This is a genomic window from Leptolyngbya sp. 7M (assembly GCF_018128485.1).
The window spans coordinates 3,838,310-3,859,222 of the sequence record NZ_CP070897.1 but is presented as its reverse complement, the minus strand read 5'-3'; the positions used below and the strand labels follow the sequence as shown (position 1 = coordinate 3,859,222).

Sequence of the window (20,913 nt, the reverse complement as noted above, 5' to 3'; positions counted from 1 at the left end):
CTAGACTCAATGATCTGGAGATATTCTTGGCGAGATAGTATACCGTGCTCGATTACGCTTTTCCAGCTTGGCTTGAGTTTTTGGTTGGCTGCAACCTGGGAGAGTCGAACGTTAGCACAAAATTTGGTATTTATGCCCCTGTGTGTGTTTTTGTTTTGGTATAACGGCTTGGTAGCCAGCCATAATTTTGTTCACACTCCCTGGTTTCAATCAAATTTCCTCAACCGAATCTATGCAGCCCTGAATTCGCTGAACATTGGTCTGCCCCAGAGTCACTACCATCTGGAACATCTGAAACATCATCGCTACGGAAACGATCGCCCGGATCAAAATGGCTTAACCAAGGACCCTACTTCTACGTTCGCCTATGGTAAGAATGGCCAGCACGAGGATATGGTTTCCTATTGCTTCTTGGGATTGTTTCGCACGGACCTGTTGGAATCGTTTCAGGAAATCGTCAAGCGTGGGGGGGCAAAACAGCTGAGTTTTGAGTTAATCACCTGTGTTCTTGGCTTAGTGGTATATCTGGTATTGTCCTGGCAGTATTTTCTGTTTCTGTACCTACCGTGCTTCTATTTGGGCTGGGTTTTAGAACATTTAGAGAATTATTACGAACATTTTGGTGGCATGCCAGAGGATAAATATGCGAATTCTACCAGCTACTACGGCAAGCTATACAATTCGCTGTTTTGCAATGAAGGCTACCATCAAGAACACCATCTGCGGCCTAATGTCCATTGGCTAGATCGACCCCAAACCCGGCAAGAACTTCAGGAAGGATTGAATAAAGCTCATCGCGTCATTCTCAACTTTCCACCTACCTTAGCTTGGCTGGAGCATCAGCGGATTGAGTATCAGTATGTGTACCGATTGCAGTTGACAGAGTCCAGGATAGAAGAGGTGAGGGTCGAGACGGAAGTAGCGTAGTTGATGAGAGGGGAGTAGATCGGGTACGGAAAGACGCTGTAGTTTCTATGGGACAGCATCTAGAGTGGTAGTGTAAAGATACGCAGGATTAGGGGGAGTGAAGTCTAGGGCAAGCCGCTTGATGGGAGGATTGCATGGTGTTGCTGGAACTGAGCCGATTGAGCATTCCGCCAGGGCAGCGGATGTTATTACATGACGTAAGTTGGCAAGAGTTTGAGCTGATTTTGCAGGAGTTGGGAGAGCATCGAGCGGCTCGAATTGCCTACGAGGACGGAATTTTGGAGATCATGACTCCCTTACCTGAGCACGAAGATGATAAGGAAATTATTGGAGATTTGATCAAAGCTTTATTAGAAGAGTTGGATGTTGAATTCAGGAGTTTGGGTTCAACCACCTATAAGAACCAGGCCATGCTCAAAGGGATTGAGCCAGATCAGTGCTTCTACATTCAAAATGAATCAGTGATTCGCGGCAAAAAACGGCTGGATTTGACGGTTGATCCACCGCCTGATTTGGCTCTGGAAATTGATATTACTTCTCGCACTCATCCAAACATCTATCAAGCGCTCGGAGTACCCGAGCTGTGGCGATTCGACCAAGGAAAGTTACAGATCAATGTACTGCAACAGGGGAAGTATATAGAAGTTGAAGACAGCCCAACCTTTCCAGCAATGCCGTTAAAGGAAGCAATTCTTCGATATTTAGAACAGAGCAGAACAGCAGGTCGGAATGCCACTATGAAAGCCTTTCGGCAGTGGGTAAGAGAAACTACAAAAGTCTCATAGGTTATGTTTAAGCTATGATTCAAGCTATGATTTCTGCAAATCCTCGGTGGTGATAGTTTTGTCGCTACCGGGGGTTTTGTCTTTGATTTGCAGTTTGGGATTGTCGGTATTGAAGAGCGGCTTCCGGTCATTGGGAATATCGCCAATATGCTCCTCGAACACTTCGTAATCCATCTGGTCTAGGTTGGGAATATCGGATAGATCGGACGAAGTACTGTCTTTAATCGAGTGCTCCTTGGAAGGGTGGCGCTGATCTAGAGGATTGTGATTGTCTGCGTAGGCAGCGAAACGATTCAGCGGCAGAAAAACCAGCAGCAGCATGACGCTAATTATCAGCAAATAACGCAGGCCGATAGTGACTAGGGCAGATAGCTTTTTCATAGCGGTTTCGTAGCGGTGTGGGCTGTTAGTGTGATTGCTTTCAAGGTAAAGCGACCGCACCAAAACTACGTCTGACCCAGGTTAGAGTTTGCCCCACAGCTCAGATTGACGGCCCGCGAAGTAAATTCTATAGTGCAAAAAGTTATTGTGCAAACTAAAAAAGATAGACAAGACGTTTTGCGGTTGCTGCTAATGAAATTGTGCAGGTATGTAGTCCAATTTTCGATGAAGCTGGTGATTTTGCTGGTCGGATTGGTCAGCTTAAGCTGGCTGTGGGTACCGATGGCAAACGCGGCTGGAACTCAACTGAACTGGCTGGAGGCACCCCCAGCGGACACGGCGCAATTCGAGAAAGCAATGGCTCCGAAACCATGGCAGTATATAAAGTGAACCTGACGCAATCTGCGCACAATCTACAGCTGAAGGGTTTAAGCCGCTAAGTTCTGGTGGCAAGCATCTGACTTGCTAATGCGGAAGAATTCCGGGACGACATAGAAACCCATCCATAGCAGGTAGATAACCTACCACCAGAAATTAAGTGAGACTCCTATCAGATTGATGATGTTTAATGACGTAGCCTTCCTAATTCATTGCTGAAAGCACTCCTACGTCACAGTCATCCTAAAACCTGGAGGTTTGAACCTATAGTCTTGTGGCCTGATCCTGTTCAATTCCCGTAGCTGTAGGAGCAATGCCCATCGGCGAAACAATGTCGCGGAACAAAGTAATTTGCTGATTAAACTCAAGCCCCTTAATCTGAGTAAATAGATTATTAGCCTCACCGCTCAGTTGGTAATCAGCCGGCATCGGAATGATAGTGCCGTTGTCCATGCCCTGGGCCAGCAGGTACCAGAATAGAAGCTTTGTTGTATCGCTGAGAGCACCATATTCGCGGGTAAGTTGGGTATTTTTGTGAGTAATCAAATCCCGCTGAAGCTGCAACTGCTCCTCCTGGGACAACTCTTTCACCTGATTGAACAAACCCTCGGCAATCTCGGGGGAAACGGTGCTAGCTGCTGGAGCCGCAGGCGTAACAGATCCACCCATTTCCCTGTAGACGAAGTAGAACAAAGCTAGCTGCTGATCTACATCCAGATTCTGAAATGCTTGTACCAGCTCAGTATGAGAATTTGATGCGGTGTAGGTCATTGTTATCCTCCAAATTCACTGACCGTCACTGTAACAAGGGATGCATCTTGACTGTGACCTACTAAAGAGAGAGACTGCGACCTGACTCCAGAGAGAAGTTAAACGGTGAAGAACTCTAGCTTACTCATCTTCACTTTTTTCCTTCGGCATCAAATCATCCCGCAGATCTTCCGGTGCTTGCTCCACCATTTCGGGTGCAACAGCAGGATTCTCAACAATTTCTCGCGGATTGCCACTGTATCCACCCCGGTATACTAACTCTCGTGGATCGATCAGTTGATTGTCCTTAATCTCTAAATCTTGGGCCTCTGAACTAGATGATTGAGGATTTGTCACCTGGTCGTGATTAGCATCATTCATATGTTGTACTCGCTTAATTTACAAATCAATTCACATTAGCTTGCTATCAGCTTAAGAATTTTCTGTTTTTAAGAGAACTACCTTAAGGCGTGTTTTCCAGCTAGCGACTTGGCTCAACCACGCACTTCCCTCCCAGACTCGATATCATAGCTAATGGACTCCGCATTCCAACGCTGCCAGCACCCATGAACCCCACCCACTCTGCTCGATCCACCGCTACCCCACCCAATGCAGGCCGGTTGACTCCAGAGCTGTTGGCTCCTGCCGGGCACTGGGATTGTGCCAAAGCGGCGGTCGAGAATGGAGCTGATGCGATCTACTTTGGGTTGGACCGCTTCAATGCCCGCATGCGTGCCCATAACTTCACCGAGGCAGATTTGCCAGAACTGATGGCGTTTCTACATCGGCGTGGCGTCAAAGGCTACGTGACGTTGAATACGTTGGTATTTCCGCAGGAGTTAGTTGAGGCAGAGCACTATTTACGCACGATCATCGCTAACGGTGTGGATGCCATCATCGTGCAGGATGTGGGAATTTGTCGGCTGATTCGCCATCTGTCGCCTGATTTTCCTATTCATGCCTCTACCCAGATGACCATTACCAGCACCGCAGGTGTTGAGTTTGCCCAAGCATTAGGCTGTCAGCTCGTAGTACTAGCGCGAGAGTGCTCCCTTAAAGAAATCAATAAAATTCAGCAGCAGTTAGTCAATGCCGAAATATCGCTGCCGTTAGAAGTCTTCGTGCACGGAGCGCTTTGTGTTGCCTACTCTGGACAATGTTTGACCAGCGAAGCCCTAGGCGGACGCTCAGCTAATCGGGGTGAATGTGCCCAAGCGTGCCGCATGACTTATCAGTTGATAGCAGACGGGCAGCCAGTTCCTTTGGGTGATCGGCAATACTTACTGAGTCCCCAGGATTTAGCGGGGTTAGAAGTGCTACCAGAATTGGTTCGAGCAGGTGTGAGCTGCCTCAAAATTGAAGGCCGACTGAAAACACCTGAATATGTTGCAAATGTCACTCAAGTTTACCGTCAGGCTATTGATCGGGTAATGGAGTCATTTCAATCCGATCAGGCCAGTCGTGAATCGAATTACTATCAGGCTACACCGGAGGAACACTATCGATTAGAAATGGCATTTTCTCGTGGTTTATATACCGGCTGGTTTGATGGTATCAATAATCAAGCGCTAGTACATGCTCGGTTTGGGAAAAAGCGCGGCGTATATTTGGGTGAAGTAAAACAGGTTGGCAAGGATTATGTTAGTGTACAGCTCCAAGCTCCTGCAAAACCGGGCGATGGCGTCGTGTTCGATCACGGTAATCCACAAGCCAACGAACAGGGCGGACGCATTTATGCAGTAGAACAACGAGGCAGAGAAACCCAGCTCAGCTTTGGCCGTCGGGATGTTGATCCTCTTCCAAACTGGCGACTGCATGACTGACTGCCGATTGAGAAATGCCGAGCTGCAATGCTGCCTCGCTGAAGTTGCCACAGTTTGCGACCGCAACCAGAATTCGTAACTGAGATAGTTTGATCGCTTCTAAATTCATGGGTTCCTCTAGCTGTGCTGAATGCATTGTGAAGGTTCAATCGCAACCCGTAACAAGAGCTGCGCGGCGGAAGATTTTGGCGACAGACTTTAAAAAGACCTGTCTTAAAGTCTGGCAGGACTTTAAACAAGTATGCTCAATTGTTTTGCAATCAACGGTCTTTATTCCCACTTTAGCCATGAATTTTATTCATGCATTTGATGAATATTACTTTTTGTTGCGGAAGCGCCAAACCACTACAGTGGAATCAAGAGGAGTTGCATCTGTGACGACGAGATGCGCCAGCCTTGAGGCTTTGATGCAGTTGCTCTACTGCTGCGATGGGAAAGTGCGGTAGGACGGTACTCAGGCGATTAGCCCAGTACAGCATCAGCATTTCGCAGCAAAACCGATAAACCAAGCGCAGAAAATAGCGCAGAATTCTTTAGTGAGGAGGATCAGTCGATGCTGAAAACTCATCTCCAGCCCATTGTGGCGTTTCTATTCCAAACACCAAATCACCCAAACCAAACTCAAGTTAGCGATCGGCACCAGCAACCCACCTCGGACCAGGTAGATCGCGAATACTCCCATCCTATGATTGACTATTACTTTGTGAATGCCGAAAGTAACGGCACCAGTCAAGCTCCTTCTGACCATTCTGACTATTGGCAACCGATGACAGGATACTATTTTGTCGATGCCAATCAGCTTGACACGAACCAACCCGATCAATCCGAACAGAGCGCAACCAAGTCACCTAAATGGGCGACCTTCTTCAGCCACCTCTGGCACTCACTGGTTACGCCCAATACCGATCCACGAGTCGAGCAGCAAATTGACCGTTCTGGCCAACCCCTCTGGCAGGTCTATGACCCGATGAGCGATCGTCACCACACCTTCTATTCGGAAGAAGATGTGTATCAGTGGCTCGAACGTCGCTACTATGAATAGCCATAGAAGTGAACTCAGCTCTGGACGAGCGTTTTTCTTAGCATAGGTAGCGGTATCCACTAGCATGCATCTCATTCAGGTGCAGAGTGGTATACCGCTATATCTATATCTATATATGGGGTAACCCTAGCTTAGCGTTTAGCGCTCCAGCACCGTCATGTACTTGCCTTTGGCAAAGGGAGCCGGAATGATCGGCGTGAACCTGGCTCGGTCCGGCACCAGATTGCGGACATAGAACTCGTTCATCTGATGAATCACCTGGTCGCGAGTACCAATAATCCAGATCTGTGCTCTATCGTCTCCGTAAGTGTGATCGATCACGGTCCGTGATTCGTTACATTCGGTATTCATTCGGTTTAGCCTCGTTTGTTTGATTTCGGTAAAGAAATCGCTCAAGGCACCATGCCTGACTACAGGACGCATCAAACGAGGCTGCCTAGACAGTACCGTTGCACAGTACAATCAACACAGCCTTGCTCTCTGGTGACCTCAGAGAGTCAGGTGAGCTGGTCCTTAAGTGCGCTAACACTTTTGGATCAGCGCCCCGATTAGCCTGCCTTGAGCGGCCCACTAACCCTCTTCGGGACCGAGAAAAACTAGTATCGCAAAGCATAAACCAAAGCGTTGAGAAATACAAGCAGGTGGCTGTAATTGTTAACAGTGTGTGAATGTTGCCTCCAATAGAACTACCCGCTCAACTCAAACAACTTCACAGACACAGCCTACAAACTCAAAACTCGGTTCGGCTGGCTCACCCCTTAGCTTTACATCAATCAAATCCCTTGATATGCTCCATTAATGAGATTATTCTTATTAAATCGATCGCTAGCATTAGTAAAGAATCGAGATAGACTCACATGACTATCACCATTTCAGGCGCAGAGTTCGAGCAGCTTAGACAAGAGGCGGATGAGAATGCGCGGCTTCTAGGAGCGTTTGAGTGGAGGGCCGAGTATCCGCGCTCGCTGGGCTGTGGTCATTGGCGGGACATTAAGCTTCGGGATGGAATTTCTCTAACGCTGCATGATTACACCTTTCACGACGATTTGCGGGTTGAAAACTTTGATTGCTATGAGATTGGAGGTTTCGAAATGGTTTTCCAACTGTCCTCCAACTTTAAACATGCGAACGGGTATGAGGTGAGTCCTGGACAAAACTATCTGATCCGCAGATTCGACAGTCAAAAAATCAATGGATACAGTGGTCAGGACGAGTCTTGGAGGTGGATATTCACGTTGATCCCTCGGTTTTCCAGTCATTTGTAGCCGATCGAAAGGACTTACTGGAGCCAGAGTTAGACCCGATCTTTGAGGAAAACAACCATCACTTTTTTCAACCGCACACAACCACTCCGGCGATGCAGCGGGCATTAATGCAAATTCTGAATTGCCCGTATCAGGGACTAACGAAGCGGATCTATTTAGAAGGAAAAGCGCTAGAGTTAATTGCGCTCCAGCTAGAGCAGACAAGCACTAACGGCTTAAACACGTTGGCAGTATCATTAGGTTCAAAGGCAACGGTGCGTCCGACTCGCACAATTTGGTCAATATAAGCTTTAAACACGCTGGGAACACTGAAGTTGTACATTGGTACACCAATCACGTAGACATCAGCCGCCAAGAATTCATCGACGAGTTCATCACTCAAGCGAATTGCTTCGCGCAGTTCAGACGTGTATTGTTCCGGTGGTGAAAATGCAGCAGCAATCCAGGATTCATCGACATGAGGAATAGGATTGCGACCAATATCCCGATAAGTAATCGTATCGTTGGGATGGATCCGTTTCCATTGCTCAACAAACTCTCTGGTCATGCGACGAGAGTGCGATCGCTCCCCACGCGGACTTACATCAATGTGCAGTAAATGTACCATTGTTATCAATCTCCTGTTGAGTTGAAGTGTGTGAAATGTTTAGCGTGCATGAGTTACCGTTTTAGTCTAGGCAAACCCTTTATGACTCAACTATCAAAATCCTGCACAACTATCGAAATCTTGCAATCAGTTTTCAGGCTATCCACTAAAAACTCTCCGAAAGTAAATAGAATTAGAACTAGATGAATTGGGTTTGTATGATGAAACCGTTCTCTTCGAGTTACCTGCAACGGATTGCTACCGATCCAGTTAAATTGCTTCACCTGCCAATCCTGTCAAGTCGATCACAGGGCTGGGAAAATATTGTGGTTGAGCAGTTTCAGCATCCTCCCGGAGAAGAGCACCACCATTTCAACGATGAGCATGCCATTTGTCTGTCGATGGCTCCCCGTCCAGTTCGCCTGCTGCAAATCAAGGGCGGCAGAACTTATGTAGGGCTGCAATCCAGAGGAGACGTTTCGCTCACCCCTGCCAAAATGCCACACTTTGCCCGTTGGGAGAGTGACGACCATTGTTTGCAGATTCGGATTGCGTCACAGTTTATTCAAAACATTGCCAGAGAAACCATTGCGACAGATCCAGATCAGTTAGAGCTACGTCTGGAGTTCCAGGTTCGCGATCCCCAACTTGAGGCAATTGGGACAATGCTACTATCTGAACTCAAACAGGAAAATGTGGGAGGCAAACTTTACATTGAATCCCTGGCGAATGTGCTGGCCGTGCATCTACTCCGGCAATATGCTGTATCTAAGCCTGACTTAACTCTGTATGAGATTGGGTTGCCGCAACGTCAACTCTCGCAGATCCTGGAGTATATTGACGATCATCTCAACCAGGAGATCAAGCTGGCAGATTTAGCAACGCTGCTGGGAATTAGTCAGTCGCATCTCAGTCATCGATTCAAACAGTCTATTGGTTTTACTCCTCACCAGTATTTGCTTCAGCAGCGCATCGAACGGGCCAAGCAGTTGCTAAAGCATAGCGATCAATCCATCCTGGAGATTGCTCTCCTATGCGGCTTTAGTAGTCATAGCCATCTAAGCCAGCAGTTTCGGAAATTGACTGGAATGACGCCTAACGACTACAGAATTGTGTAATGATCAACTACATCCGTGGAGAGTATCCAATTCATGCCGCTTTCATCGACTTCAAATTGTAGATTTAGACAGATGACTGTGACTTTAGAGAATTCGACCGACTGAGTTGGCATAGATGGCAAGCTGTGCCCGATTGCGCAGGTTCAGACGACTAAACAGATGCATGACGTGGGTTTTCACGGTACTTTCAGAAATGTAGAGCTTTTCAGCAATTTCCCGATTGGTTGAACCGTCTCCGATTAAATACAGCACCTCTCGTTCACGCGGTGTGAGAGTGGCCAGAGCAGCGAGAATCTGTTGTGATGGAACCATTTGCGCTCCCGATGAGTTCGCTATCAACTTTTCCATCAATCCTGGTGCTATCTGAGTATAGCCACGATGGGCTAGCCGAATAGCTTGCGCCAATTCATCAACCGGCATATCTTTCAGCAGGTATCCTTTTGCTCCTGCTCGCATTGCGTCAACAATATATTGATCGTCATCAAAGGTGCTGAGCACCAGAACTTTGACTGCTGGAAACTGCTGACAGATAGCGCGCGTCGCTGCTCGACCATCCATCTCCGGCATACGCACATCCATCAATACTAGATCGGGTTGTAGAGCCGAAACTTGCTCAATTGCAGTGGTTCCGTTACTTGCGACGCCAACAACCTGTAAATCTGCTTCTAACTCCAACATGGTTTTCAGCCCATGCCTAATCAATGCCTGATCATCGACCAAAAGCAGACGGATTACAGAAGTAGCACTTGGGGCTGATATAGAACAGTCTTTGTACATTACGTTCTATCCTGATCATATTAAACATGATATTGCCGCTCAATCCATACTCGCAGGTCCGATTCAGAGGCAAAGACGCCAGAGTGTTGAGTTTTTGGATTGTAAGCATACCACCAGACTTCACCGTTTCTTCGAGTTCGCTGCCAGACTTGAATCTCATCGGATTTGATGAGAAGAGCAGCAAGCAATTTGCCAAGTTTGCTGAGCCAGAGAGCAAGATTGGTGCTTATCTTGTTATTTTGGGGTTGTGTCTGGCATCGCTCAGATGTTTCAGTTCTGTCAATTTTCGGAGCGATGCTTCCCCCTCGGTTGCCACAAATAGAATGTCTCCATTAATATCCATTAACCTTTCCTCTGAAAGGGAAGTGATTCCGCCAGCGATGGGAGCCGCTTGGGAGGGAGGTCGCTTTACTCCAACATCGGCAAGAATGCTGCCATTGAATGAATTTTTTGAGTCAATATCGATCGTGCCACAGCAGATATGCACAAATGAAACTTCCAGGTCTTGCAGTCGATCTCCCAGGGCTGACTTCAAAGCCTCAATGCGTTGATAGTAATTTGCCCAGACCTGTTTTGCTGCTTCGGTTCTCCCCAGCACTTTAGCCACAAAATCAAAATGGTCTCGCCACGAGGGATATCCCTCCCAATCATCTACTACCGTGGGTGCGATCCGAGAAAGTTGAGGATAAATCGCTTCCGTTGCATATTTGATGCCAATAATCAGATCGGGCTTCAATGCCAATACTTTTTCAATATTGGGCTGTTCTTCTTTGCCAAGTATCTGAATCGATTCTAGATGTTTTGCCAGATAGGGAGGCGGATCATCAAAGTAAACCAGGGAAGCGATGGGTTTAACCCCTAGCGCCAGCGCATTGCCTAATGTAGGTACACTCAATGCAATGACTCGCTGCGGCTGATTCGGAACACAGGTTTGGCCAAGCGCATGTTGAATCATGCGGCAATCAGAGTTATGAACCCCTGAGGAAGGTGGACCAGCACAAGCTACGCTCAATACTACAATTAGGAGAAACACGAATACATATTTTAAGGATGCTAAATAGCATTTAGCAAAGTAACTAAAAGATATTATCCAACGAATCATTGTATTTCTCCCTAAAATTCCACCGCAACTGAACCTAGGATCGTCAGAGGTGCACCGGGAACAATGAAGTAGCCCTGGCTATTGTAGTATTCGGTGTCAAATAAATTTTTGATATTGATGGCGAATCGGTAGCGATCCCGGCGGTAGAAAAGGCTGGCATCGGTGCGGAAGTAGGAGGGCAACGTCAACCCTGTATTGGGCAAGAGGGCTTCTCGTTCGTCCACATAGACGAGTCCTAAGCCAAAGCCCAGCCCTTCCAAACTGCCGGATTGGATCTCATAGGTCGTCCACAAACTGGCGCTATTTCGCGGCACTCCCACCAAGCGATCGCCTTCAGGAATGCTGTTGTCTTCGCTCACAAAGGCATCGGTATAGGCATAGCTGGCAATGATGTTCCAACCCGGCAGAATTTCACCCGTAACATCAAATTCAACGCCGCGGCTAACTTGCTCGCCGGTTTGCACACTAAAATTTGCATCTTCCGGATCGGTGGTCAATACATTCTGCCGCGACAAATGATAGAGCGCTAAGGTGGCAGAGAGATCGTCAGTGATGTCCTGCTTAATGCCGACTTCAAACTGCTCGCCTCGCTGGGGTTCAAAGGCTTCTCCGGTGCGGCTGCGGCTGAAGACTTCGGGATTGAAGGAGTTGGACCAGTTGAAGTACAGCGAGGTGGTATCTGTCGGTTGATAAACAAGACCTAAGCGTGGCGCAAAGTTGGTTTCGGATTGTTCGTTATTAATCGTGTTAGTGTTGCGATCGCGGTAGATGGTGTCACTCCAATCGAATCGTCCGCCTGCTAACAAAATCAGATCGGGCGTGAGGTAGATCAGGTCTTGCAGATAGATGCCAACGTTATCTGAGCCGTATTCCTCGTTAAAGTTCGGCTCAAATTCTCCCGGCCCTGCACCATAGTCTGGGTCAAAAAAGTCGATTGGACCAATTGGGGCGCTGAAGAAATTATAGGCAAAACGGTAACGCGCCAGTTCAACCCCAAACAGCAAATTATGCTCGATCGATCCGGTTTGAAATTCCCCGATCAGTTCAGTCTGCATGGCAATGTTGAATTGGGATTCGTCCGTGCGGTTGGAACTGCGGGTTAACGTGCGGCCATCCGGCTCCAGAATCGTATCAAAGTTGCCTAGCGAAACCTCTTCAATCCCACCTTGCACACTCGAGACGTTCAATCCATTGCGGATGCGCCACTGATCGCTAAATTCATGCTCAAAGTCATAGAATAAGCGCACTGAATCAAATTCAGCGTCATTAAAATCCGGCTCAATAATGGTGCGGCTAATCGGTACGTCAAAGGATGCCTCAATTGGCGGTAAGCCGCGATCGTAAGCATATTTGTAGTCTTGATATTCAAGCCCAACGGTCAACCGCGTGCCGGTATTAGAATCCCAGCTAATCACTGGAGCTACAAAGATGCTTTCACTGCGGTTGAAATCGCGGAAACTATCGGCGTTTTCGTAGGCAACATTTAACCGATACAACACCGTTGCATCGTCGTTGAGCGGTCCGGTGAAATCCAGCGTGGAGCGGTAGAAATCATAGCTGCCAACGATGCCCTCAACTTGATAGCGCGGTTCGGGCAGCGGACGTTTCGTTACGGTATTTACTGCACCACTAAAGGAAAACCCACCTCCATAGAGCACCGAGGCTGGTCCACGCAAGAATTCCACCCGTTCTACATTGGCTACATCCCGGCATAATTAAACATAAAACCCAAAACCCTGCGCAGCAGGCGCTGCATGGTTTTGAATCTGGTTTTTAATTATGCCGAGGTACTTATATATGAACCATTGAGGGTTGCCGAGACAAAAGGCGTTCAATTGCCGCAATGCCGCGCTGGGTCGCTTGATTATCTCTAGGATTGAAGACGCTATAGTGCAACAGGGATTCACGCATGGTTTGATAAGAATCGACGGCTAGGTTAGCCTCCACCAAAGACTTGAGCTGCCGCATATCATGGCAGACTGGGCCGCATTGCCAGAGGTATGTCATGGACGCAACATCCGTGCTCGGTTGCAGCACACCGGGCTGGGGATTCAGAAATAACATCGGGCGGTTGTAATAGAGCCATTCGTAGCCTGCCGCAGAAATATCGCCAATGAATAGATCCGACTGGGCGTACCAGGGCATCACGTTGCCAGAGCGAATCAGTTTCAGATTGGGCAACTGCTGAAGCTGCTGCAAGCGATCAACAATACTGGGATCATAAAACTGGCGATCGGGGTTGAAGAGATTGGGATGGGGTTTGACAATCAGATTGTAATCTTGGGTGAGCTGGGCGATGACATCGGTGTGGTCGAGAAAGATCTCGATAGAGCTAATGTTTTCCTTCCGCCAAGTAGGACAGTAGATGATCGTTTTGCGATTATTCTCAAACAATGGCGCAGCCGTCGGAGGGTGATCAAACTTGGGATAGCCAATCAGTGTCCATTGCATTGTTTGATTACAAGGTGTTTGCAAGAGGCGATCGACTTGGCGTTGCCCTACACAGAGACAGAGAAGATAGTTGCTGAAGTCGCGTTCGTAGGGGAACGGTTTATCGGACATGCCGTGAAAGATCTGAACCGCCGGAGTCCGGTCGCTGCGCTCCTCTGGCCGCAGGAAGGAAGGTGTGACGACGAGATCGTAGCTATCTAGGTCACAATGGGTGGTAAATAGGTGGGTGAATCCTGCATACTCTGGATTTTGCAAACAATCTTCGTTGATTTGAGTAACAACGAGAAAAACCTGGTGATGATTTGCCTGGACAAAGTAGTTTAGGTAGGGTTTAATCGCAGCGAAGTAATGCAAGTTACCGCAAGAGCGAAGATAGAAAGCAATCCGTTTGGTGGTCATAGTAACAAGGTATCCTTCTTAGAGACAGTTAGGAAAGAGCATTGTCAGGTCAAAAAATTACGATGCAGCGATAAAACATTGGGAAAGCGGCGGTAGCACAATGTATTGACTACAGCCTGCCAGCAGCCATTCTGCTTCAGCCACGACAAACTCCAAATCCTCTTGCCAATGGGGAGGTAATTTCCGCAGCGAGGAAATCTTACCGCGTAGCAGGATTTGCATCGTCACATGCCAAGCCAAACAGGTGCGATCAAGCTTCCAGGTGATTGCTGATTCATAGCCTTCCAGTAGCGCTTCAATGCAGGTTTTAACGGTTTTAGTTGCAAGCTGCTCGTGTCCGGCTAAGTATAGAAAGTGGGCAATCAATCGTCCGATATCGTAATGAGGATCACCCAAGGATAAGGTATCCCAATCAACGATGCCAATTTGATCGCCACTGTAGAGAATCTGATCACCGAACAGATTGGCGTGAATAGGATAGGAGCTGGAAAAATCAATGTGATTTGCTAACTCAGTCAGTTGATTGCTAATCCAATCGATCGATGGGGCTAAATGGGGCAGTGCCAGCTTCACGTCCGCCATGGCGATGTTGAAGAGTCTGAATTCCTTTGCAGGTGTCCAAACGCTAGTGGGATGCAAATCAGCTTGGTGGAGTTCTGCTAAGACTTGTCCGACTCGCTTGAAGGGTTCTAGTTGGGGTCGAGCTTGGCACATCACCGTCGTAAACTGCTGTCCGGGAAGTGCCCGCATCGAAAAGGTCCGAGATACAGGATCAGCCGCAATGGGTTCTGGCACTTTGAAGCTGAGCTGAGCTGATTGCGCATAGATCTGCTGAAAGTTAGCAACGACTTGAGTGAACTCCAGTTCCTGGCAGAGTTTGACGAAGTAGCGATGCTTGCCATTGGGAGCGTCCCAAGTCAGGATGGCGCGTTTGAACGGCACATAGCGGAAAATTTGCGGGGCCGGATAGTCGTTTAGATTGGTTGGCAGATCATCCGGAGCAATCAGCAGCGGGCAGAAGTAGTCAGGCCGCAGGAGTTCGGTCAGTTCGGGTAGGCATGGGGCATGGGGCAATGTCCAAACCACGGTTTGCCAAGCATCGATTGCAAAAACGGGCAAGACAGCGTTGGGAGGGACTGCTAGTTCGTAACCCTTGTTAACTTGGTGACGAACCTTGTCCGGATCCGCGAAGCTGTGAAAAAACATATGCAATATCAGCGGCTCCGCAGCGTTGCTAGTCAATACCGTTACCTCTGCGACCACGCGGGCGCAATTAAACGGACGGTAGTATGTCAAAATTGGCTTCACTTTGAGGCTTTGGGGCATCTCTCCTAACCAGTGATTCCAGGTATCGATCAAAATCGGTTCAATGGCTGTAGGGTGATTAATTTGCTGGACAGCGTGATCAGCTCGCTCAGCAGCATAACTTGCCTTGGCGTGAAGTGCACCAATTAGCGCTACAAGCCTGGTACAGTCAGAGGAGTGCTAAAGCGCCAACTCAGGCAGATTGATGCTCACGTAAGCGTGATCAGTGATTCAACAATTCAACGAACTAAGGGCTGCCTTGTGCGGCTCCTAACCTGTTTACAGAGGCGGAGTTCGGTTCCCGCACCATTCCAATGGACTTGGTCAAAAATTTGGTGAAGGATGTATAACCCTCGCCCGCATTCATCAATATCGTTAATATCCGTCTTGCTGTCGTCGAGGTTGGTGGAGCAACTGGGAACAAATCCATTTCCCTGATCCGAAATTACCCACCAGTGCTGATCCTCTAGGACAAAGAATTCGACAAGAATGGTTTTACTAGGATCCAGATTATTACCATGCTTGGCCGCATTCACAAGCGCCTCTTGTAAACCTAAGCGCACATCGGGCTGCCATTTGGGCGGCACATCAGCAACCAACAGATCTAGAACCGGACATAAGTGCAGGGTAGAGGCGAAACTAACTGTGCCCCACTTACGACTAGTTGGGCGTAGTGAAATAGCAATCACTCAGACAACCTCAAAGCCTTCAAGTGGATTAATTGCTCAGTGCAAGGATTAGACTGCCCCTGCCAATCAGGGAAATTCCCCGTAAACCTAAATGAATTTGCCATTACGCCTCATTTCGATTTGTAACAGTGCAAATCCTGAAGTAAGGCGAGTTTTGAGGCTCTACCCACTGGGATACCCCCATAGTAACATATTGCCAACGGCGTCTTCGGCTATGATTCGGCCCCCGTAGGACCGACATCTGTACTACTAACCTACTATTGACACTGCGGCTAGTTTGTGGATAAACCTATCAAGTGGATAAACCTATCAAGATGAATCCCTATCATTACAGCAACAGGTAACAGCTACAGTACAGTTTGTTCCGTTTGTGTTACAAATTTATCTCTCCAGTTTATTGCTAGTTTCCTGGGCCAATAGTTTCCTGGGCCAATTGCTGCCTTCCTAGGCTAGAGGCGAGCATAGAGTTAAAAGTTAGCTAGAAATAGAAAGAAGTGTGAATTTTCTGTGAAGAAGCGAGGGTTGCTTCTTCGTGAATTGACGCCCTAACTCGAGAAGATACGGATTGAATTCATCAGGCAGCTAGCTGTTGACAGCATTGAGTTGTGAGGTTTCAGTAAACTTGCCGCTGGAAGCTGGCATTTTTGCAGCAGAAATGTAACTCTAGAGGACACAGCACAAGCAGTTCAGCGGCATCTAACTTAAGTTTTAGTAACTTGGTAATGTTTGGTATTTAATGCTTAGTTTCAAACGTCGGTTTCAGTAATTCTGCGGTGATTGTTGTAGAGCTTTATGTAACAAAAATGCAGACATACTGCTCCTGATGGGCTTGATTCGAGCAGAAGGCAGCCTCTGTAAGGTCACTGATTGAATTCAGTAGCGGTTAACGAAACTGATAGAAACGGGTTGAGAGGAGTGTTTTAGATGAGCAGCGTCAAACTACTGAATACGACAATTGACAACCTGACAATGGCAGAGCTGCTGCTGAAACTGAATCAAGGAGTTGTGTTTACCCCTAACGTTGATCATTTGGTCAGGCTGCAAAAAGATCGGGAGTTCTTTGAAGCATACAGCACGGCAGATTTTCGCACTTGCGATAGCAAAATTCTTTATTACATTTCGCGACTGCTTGGCTCACCAATTTGCGAAAAAATTTCTGGCTCTGATTTGTTTCCAGCCTTCTACTGGTACCACCGCAGCAACAGAGATATCAAAATTTTCCTGCTGGGAGCGGCTGAAGGGGTAGCGGCTGAAGCCCAACGACGCATCAATGCCAAAGTTGGGCGAGAAATCATTGTCGGTGCCCATTCCCCATCCTATGGTTTTGAGAATAATGAAGCTGAATGTCAGAAGCTGATTGACTTGGTCAACCAGTCTGAAGCAACCGTACTTGCGATTGGGGTCGGTTCTCCAAAGCAAGAAAAATTTATCTACAAGTATCGTGACCAATTCAAAAACATCAAAATCTTTATGGCCATCGGCGCAACCATTGATTTTGAGGCTGGCAACGTTAGTCGTGCGCCTCGATGGATCAGCGAGATGGGGCTGGAATGGCTACATCGGCTGCTTTCAGAACCGCGTCGCCTTTGGAAGCGCTATTTGATTGAAGGACCGTCCTTTTTTTGGTATGCCCTGCTGCAACTTCTTGATCTCTACGTTGAACCCTTTGCTGATGCCAAGCCACAAGAGCAAAAGCCGAGTAGCCCGGTCAAATGTGATAGTTTGCTGATTTAGAAACTGCTGTAGAGACATAGAAGTTCCATAAGGATCCTTATTACCCTGAATGGTTTATCGTTCAGGGTAATTTGGTAGTTAACCTGGAAAATACGGGAACCTTGAATACTGATACGATGTTGAGTTGCTATATCTCTGCACCGATGGTTCTTTTCTAGAAACTAGAAGGCAGAGCTGACAGCAGGCTTGTCAGAAGTGCCGCTGTTTGATAAGCAAGTTTCATGGCTAAGTTGACCTTTCAGGTCATAAACGGCGAGACTCAAGTATCTCGATCTCGTCACCGATACGAACGGACGCTCCTGGGTTGTCCGGGATCAAATTTTCGCCGAAAAGCACGGCATTCGCCGTCTGGCCAAGCTCCTCAAACTTATCGGGAAATACATCTTTCGCCATCCGAAACCCAGCAAGCGTTTTCAATGGCTCTTTTCCATCAAATTCGCCGCGTTTCTGATCAACAGTCGTAACAACACACCTTGCACATGGCTTTACAACACGGAATATTGCCTCACGGACCTTTATCCGTGCCCAGCCGTCCTCTTCAAACGGATCACTTCCCTGAACCACAATATTTGGACGAAACCGGTTCATAGGCAGCGGAAGCTTCTCTCCATACTCTTCCGAATGATAACGACCCTGTAAACGCTCATTCAGCTCCGCCAACGATCCTTCTCCGATAAGCAAAAGCGGATAGCCGTCTGCAAAGCTCACGATGTCATCGCCCCGGTCAAACCTTTCACTGACATGCCGTTCCGCGTATTCAGGCATACGCACCAGCTTGCAATTTCTTCTAAGCACATCCGAGAACCACTCACTGACCGCCCCGCGATATACTTCTGCCAAAACTTCGCTTCTCCACACCCGGACCTGGAGCCGTTCTCCAAGATCAGGCTCGAACGGTATTTGAATATCCTCAAATCCGTTGGCTGACACGACCAAACCGCCTTCAGTTAAACCGACAGCAATAGTAGCCATTGCCGGTACCTCCCGCTGCGTAAAAAACAGCCCCTCCTTGTCGGTCAGCATCCATCTGCGGTCAAAACGCAGACCACGCCTTTCCACTATCGCACTTTCGAGAGGAATTCCAGCCAGAGATTTGATCGGATAAATATTTATCTCAGAAACTTTCACACTATACGTGAATTCATCGTTCGTCGACGAAATTAGCCACGGCAGAAATTTCGGAGGGTTTTGCAAAATATGACAATATCATTATCAAGTTTTCTACACCCCACTGTTCACTATTGACAAGTTTAACCGCGTTTAGTAAATTAGCACTCATTGAGCGAGAGTGCTAATCTTATTAAAGACTTTCGTCTCAATTCGATATCTTATTACTAATAAGACCATTTACAAAGGAGTAACCATTATGGCAACTACCATAAAACCACTACACGACCGTGTGATCATACGCCGGATCGAAGAGACCGCTAATCAGACGGCTGGCGGACTTTTCATCCCGGACACCGCAAAGGAAAAACCACAAGAAGGCGAGGTTATCGCTGTAGGCGAAGGCAAGTATAAAGATGACGGCACGCGTCAAACGCTTGATGTCAAAGCAGGTGACCGCGTTCTTTTTGGTAAATATAGCGGTTCTGAGATCAAGCTCGATGGTGAAGAATATCTCATTATGCGCGAGGACGAGATCCTCGGCATTATCAGCCGTGCGGGAGCAGCCGCGTAGGAGCGACGGCCTCAGCCGTTCCACTCTTGACAAAACAAAACGCCTAAAGGCGTCACTCTTACTTTTGGGAGACAGATTATTATGGCAAAACAAGTAGTTCACGGAGAAGATTCACGCGCGGCTATTCTGCGCGGGGTAAATCAACTTGCGGATGCGGTAAAAGTTACCCTCGGACCAAAAGGCCGCAATGTTGTTATCGACAAGAAATTCGGTTCACCGACCATCACCAAAGACGGCGTAACCGTTGCAAAAGAGATCGAACTCAAGGACACGCTTGAGAACATGGGAGCACAGATGGTGCGTGAGGTTGCTTCGAAGACCTCTGATGTAGCTGGTGACGGTACGACGACCGCTACTGTGCTCGCACAAGCGATCTTCAAAGAAGGCGTCCGCACGGTCGCTGCGGGTGCAAATCCGATGGCCCTCAAACGAGGCATTGAAAAAGCCGTTGAGAAGGTTGTCGGGGAGATCGCAAATCTTTCGAAGCCGGTTTCCGGAGACGCTATCGCGCAGGTCGGCACCGTCTCAGCAAATGGCGATAAGACGATCGGAACCATCATTGCCGAAGCGATGGATAAGGTCGGGAAGGACGGCGTTATCACCGTTGAAGAGTCGAAGACGATGGATACAGCCCTTGAAGTTGTCGAGGGTATGCAGTTCGACCGCGGCTATCTTTCGCCGTATTTCGTTACCGATCCCGATCGTATGGAAGCGGTTCTTGACGAGCCGGTGATCCTTATTCATGAGAAGAAGATCTCTAACATGCGAGATCTTCTGCCGATCCTTGAACAAGTTGCAAAGATGGGCAAACCATTGCTCATCATCGCTGAAGACGTTGAGGGTGAAGCCCTTGCGACGCTCGTTGTCAATAAACTTCGCGGTACGCTGAATGTTGCCGCGGTAAAAGCTCCGGGCTTTGGCGATCGCCGCAAGGCAATGCTTGAGGATATCGCTATCCTTACCGGCGGTAAGGTAATCTCCGAAGATCTCGGTATCAAGCTTGAAGGCGTTACGCTCGAAGATCTTGGCCGTGCGAAGAAGATCACGATCGACAAAGAGAATACAACCATTGTAGAAGGTGCCGGCTCTGCCGAGCGGCTGCGGCGGGAAGTACCAGCCCTGAATCATGCCGATCGGCAAAGCTTAGAAGTATCCGTGCTGGCCGATGAGAAAGTGCTGAAGCTGCGGCGCTGGCATCACGACAGTCAGGTTTTATGCCTGCTGAACTTTAATACCCAACCTAGTTCGATTAAGATGGCCCTACCGCCTGGAACCTGGAAAAAACTGCTGAGTTCTGCTGATCCACAATGGGGTGGTATAGGGGCTGATTTGCCTGATCTGATTTCCACTGAACGCGATCAAACGATTGCCGAACAGCAGCTCATCCTCGGTTCAGAAAGCGTTGCCATCTATGGTAGTGTATAGCACCTGGTAAGCTGGGAGGCTGCTTTGGAGAGGCTGCTTTGGAGATGGTAATTAAACTCACCTTTGCCACTGAAGCCTCCCCCACGACAACGGGTTGATTTCCCGCTATGCTTCCTTATACGCTAACTCCTAATCTGTTGTCGCTGAGAGATTTCACTTTTATCAATAGTGGACATCAATATTGATCAATATCAATTGATCAATATCAACAGCGGTCAATAGCATCGCACACTAGTGGCGATCAAATAGCTTGCGCTACCGCTCAGTGTAAGCTTTGTAAACCCAAAGAAATTAA

Annotated in this window: 23 protein-coding genes and 1 pseudogene; 11 read left to right on the top strand and 13 right to left on the bottom strand. The window is 47.9% G+C overall.

The window, feature by feature from the left end; genetic code table 11:
- Positions 1-132: 132 nt before the first annotated feature.
- A complete protein-coding gene (locus tag JVX88_RS19525) occupies positions 133-927 on the top strand; it encodes a fatty acid desaturase (protein WP_211619828.1) in 795 nt (264 codons plus the stop codon).
- A gap of 134 nt (positions 928-1,061) precedes the next feature.
- Complete coding sequence (locus tag JVX88_RS19520; RefSeq protein ID WP_211619827.1) at positions 1,062-1,712, top strand: Uma2 family endonuclease; 651 nt, start codon at positions 1,062-1,064, stop codon at positions 1,710-1,712.
- A 24-nt stretch (positions 1,713-1,736) separates the two neighbouring features.
- Here the strand turns inward: JVX88_RS19520 and JVX88_RS19515 are convergent, their stop codons facing one another.
- Positions 1,737-2,093, bottom strand: coding sequence for a hypothetical protein (locus JVX88_RS19515; protein WP_211619826.1), 357 nt, complete (start codon positions 2,091-2,093; stop codon positions 1,737-1,739).
- Positions 2,094-2,293: 200 nt separating this feature from the next.
- On the opposite strand from JVX88_RS19515, the gene JVX88_RS19510 reads away from it, so the two are divergent.
- The gene (locus JVX88_RS19510) at positions 2,294-2,533 is read left to right on the top strand and encodes a hypothetical protein (RefSeq protein WP_211619825.1); all 240 of its coding nucleotides are present in this window, start codon (positions 2,294-2,296) and stop codon (positions 2,531-2,533) included.
- A gap of 202 nt (positions 2,534-2,735) precedes the next feature.
- Here the strand turns inward: JVX88_RS19510 and JVX88_RS19505 are convergent, their stop codons facing one another.
- Both JVX88_RS19505 and JVX88_RS19500 read right to left on the bottom strand, forming a co-directional pair.
- A complete protein-coding gene (locus JVX88_RS19505; protein ID WP_211619824.1) occupies positions 2,736-3,242 on the bottom strand; it encodes an orange carotenoid protein N-terminal domain-containing protein in 507 nt (168 codons plus the stop codon).
- Positions 3,243-3,362: 120 nt separating this feature from the next.
- Positions 3,363-3,602: a hypothetical protein gene (locus JVX88_RS19500; RefSeq protein ID WP_211619823.1), complete on the bottom strand. Its 240-nt coding sequence runs from the start codon at positions 3,600-3,602 to the stop codon at positions 3,363-3,365.
- A gap of 185 nt (positions 3,603-3,787) precedes the next feature.
- On the opposite strand from JVX88_RS19500, the gene JVX88_RS19495 reads away from it, so the two are divergent.
- Positions 3,788-5,044 (top strand): peptidase U32 family protein, encoded by a 1,257-nt coding sequence (locus JVX88_RS19495; protein WP_211619822.1) that lies wholly within the window; start codon positions 3,788-3,790, stop codon positions 5,042-5,044.
- On the opposite strand, the gene JVX88_RS19490 is transcribed toward JVX88_RS19495, so the two are convergent.
- On the bottom strand, positions 4,989-5,153 hold the full coding sequence (locus JVX88_RS19490; protein ID WP_317134662.1) for a LysR family transcriptional regulator: 165 nt from the start codon (positions 5,151-5,153) through the stop codon (positions 4,989-4,991). The two genes, JVX88_RS19495 and JVX88_RS19490, sit on opposite strands and share 56 nt — an antisense overlap.
- Positions 5,154-5,229: 76 nt before the next feature.
- On the opposite strand from JVX88_RS19490, the gene JVX88_RS19485 reads away from it, so the two are divergent.
- Together JVX88_RS19485 and JVX88_RS19480 are read left to right on the top strand one after the other, a co-directional pair.
- Positions 5,230-5,490, top strand: a complete 261-nt coding sequence (locus JVX88_RS19485; protein ID WP_211619821.1) for a hypothetical protein — start codon at positions 5,230-5,232, stop codon at positions 5,488-5,490.
- Positions 5,491-5,597: 107 nt separating this feature from the next.
- The gene (locus JVX88_RS19480) at positions 5,598-6,086 is read left to right on the top strand and encodes a hypothetical protein (RefSeq protein ID WP_211619820.1); all 489 of its coding nucleotides are present in this window, start codon (positions 5,598-5,600) and stop codon (positions 6,084-6,086) included.
- A gap of 138 nt (positions 6,087-6,224) precedes the next feature.
- On the opposite strand, the gene JVX88_RS19475 is transcribed toward JVX88_RS19480, so the two are convergent.
- Entirely contained in the window at positions 6,225-6,437 is a 213-nt protein-coding gene (locus tag JVX88_RS19475) for a hypothetical protein (protein WP_211619819.1), read from the bottom strand.
- 506 nt (positions 6,438-6,943) lie between these two features.
- Between JVX88_RS19475 and JVX88_RS19470 the strand changes: the two genes are divergently transcribed.
- Positions 6,944-7,351, top strand: coding sequence for a hypothetical protein (locus JVX88_RS19470; protein ID WP_211619818.1), 408 nt, complete (start codon positions 6,944-6,946; stop codon positions 7,349-7,351).
- Positions 7,352-7,502: 151 nt separating this feature from the next.
- On the opposite strand, the gene JVX88_RS19465 is transcribed toward JVX88_RS19470, so the two are convergent.
- Positions 7,503-7,958, bottom strand: a complete 456-nt coding sequence (locus JVX88_RS19465) for an FMN-dependent NADH-azoreductase (protein ID WP_211619817.1) — start codon at positions 7,956-7,958, stop codon at positions 7,503-7,505.
- A 197-nt stretch (positions 7,959-8,155) separates the two neighbouring features.
- Here JVX88_RS19465 and JVX88_RS19460 point away from each other — a divergent pair, with 197 nt between their 5' ends.
- Positions 8,156-9,055 carry a helix-turn-helix domain-containing protein gene (locus tag JVX88_RS19460; protein ID WP_263975178.1) on the top strand — a complete coding sequence of 300 codons (900 nt, stop codon included), beginning with the start codon at positions 8,156-8,158 and terminating at the stop codon, positions 9,053-9,055.
- A gap of 84 nt (positions 9,056-9,139) precedes the next feature.
- Here the strand turns inward: JVX88_RS19460 and JVX88_RS19455 are convergent, their stop codons facing one another.
- From JVX88_RS19455 to JVX88_RS19430, 6 genes and pseudogenes are all read right to left on the bottom strand, one after another.
- The gene (locus JVX88_RS19455; RefSeq protein ID WP_211619816.1) at positions 9,140-9,832 is read right to left on the bottom strand and encodes a response regulator; all 693 of its coding nucleotides are present in this window, start codon (positions 9,830-9,832) and stop codon (positions 9,140-9,142) included.
- Positions 9,833-10,058: 226 nt separating this feature from the next.
- Positions 10,059-10,787, bottom strand: a complete 729-nt coding sequence (locus tag JVX88_RS19450; RefSeq protein WP_211619815.1) for an iron-siderophore ABC transporter substrate-binding protein — start codon at positions 10,785-10,787, stop codon at positions 10,059-10,061.
- A gap of 158 nt (positions 10,788-10,945) precedes the next feature.
- Positions 10,946-12,631: pseudogene (locus JVX88_RS19445) on the bottom strand (TonB-dependent siderophore receptor); the annotation flags it as partial.
- Positions 12,632-12,725: 94 nt separating this feature from the next.
- On the bottom strand, positions 12,726-13,784 hold the full coding sequence (locus tag JVX88_RS19440) for a CDP-glycerol glycerophosphotransferase family protein (protein WP_211619813.1): 1,059 nt from the start codon (positions 13,782-13,784) through the stop codon (positions 12,726-12,728).
- A gap of 57 nt (positions 13,785-13,841) precedes the next feature.
- Positions 13,842-15,143: an aminoglycoside phosphotransferase family protein gene (locus JVX88_RS19435; RefSeq protein ID WP_211619812.1), complete on the bottom strand. Its 1,302-nt coding sequence runs from the start codon at positions 15,141-15,143 to the stop codon at positions 13,842-13,844.
- A gap of 185 nt (positions 15,144-15,328) precedes the next feature.
- Entirely contained in the window at positions 15,329-15,778 is a 450-nt protein-coding gene (locus tag JVX88_RS19430; RefSeq protein WP_036001992.1) for an ATP-binding protein, read from the bottom strand.
- Positions 15,779-16,702: 924 nt separating this feature from the next.
- Between JVX88_RS19430 and JVX88_RS19425 the strand changes: the two genes are divergently transcribed.
- On the top strand, positions 16,703-17,512 hold the full coding sequence (locus tag JVX88_RS19425) for a WecB/TagA/CpsF family glycosyltransferase (protein WP_211619811.1): 810 nt from the start codon (positions 16,703-16,705) through the stop codon (positions 17,510-17,512).
- 243 nt (positions 17,513-17,755) lie between these two features.
- Here JVX88_RS19425 and JVX88_RS19420 read toward each other — a convergent pair whose 3' ends face one another.
- On the bottom strand, positions 17,756-18,640 hold the full coding sequence (locus JVX88_RS19420) for an MOSC domain-containing protein (RefSeq protein ID WP_211619810.1): 885 nt from the start codon (positions 18,638-18,640) through the stop codon (positions 17,756-17,758).
- 235 nt (positions 18,641-18,875) lie between these two features.
- Between JVX88_RS19420 and groES the strand changes: the two genes are divergently transcribed.
- Both groES and groEL read left to right on the top strand, forming a co-directional pair.
- Positions 18,876-19,193, top strand: a complete 318-nt coding sequence (gene groES / locus JVX88_RS19415; RefSeq protein WP_410503793.1) for a co-chaperone GroES — start codon at positions 18,876-18,878, stop codon at positions 19,191-19,193.
- Between the two features lie 78 nt (positions 19,194-19,271).
- The gene (groEL, locus tag JVX88_RS19410; RefSeq protein WP_263975607.1) at positions 19,272-20,618 is read left to right on the top strand and encodes a chaperonin GroEL; all 1,347 of its coding nucleotides are present in this window, start codon (positions 19,272-19,274) and stop codon (positions 20,616-20,618) included.
- Positions 20,619-20,913: the final 295 nt, after the last annotated feature.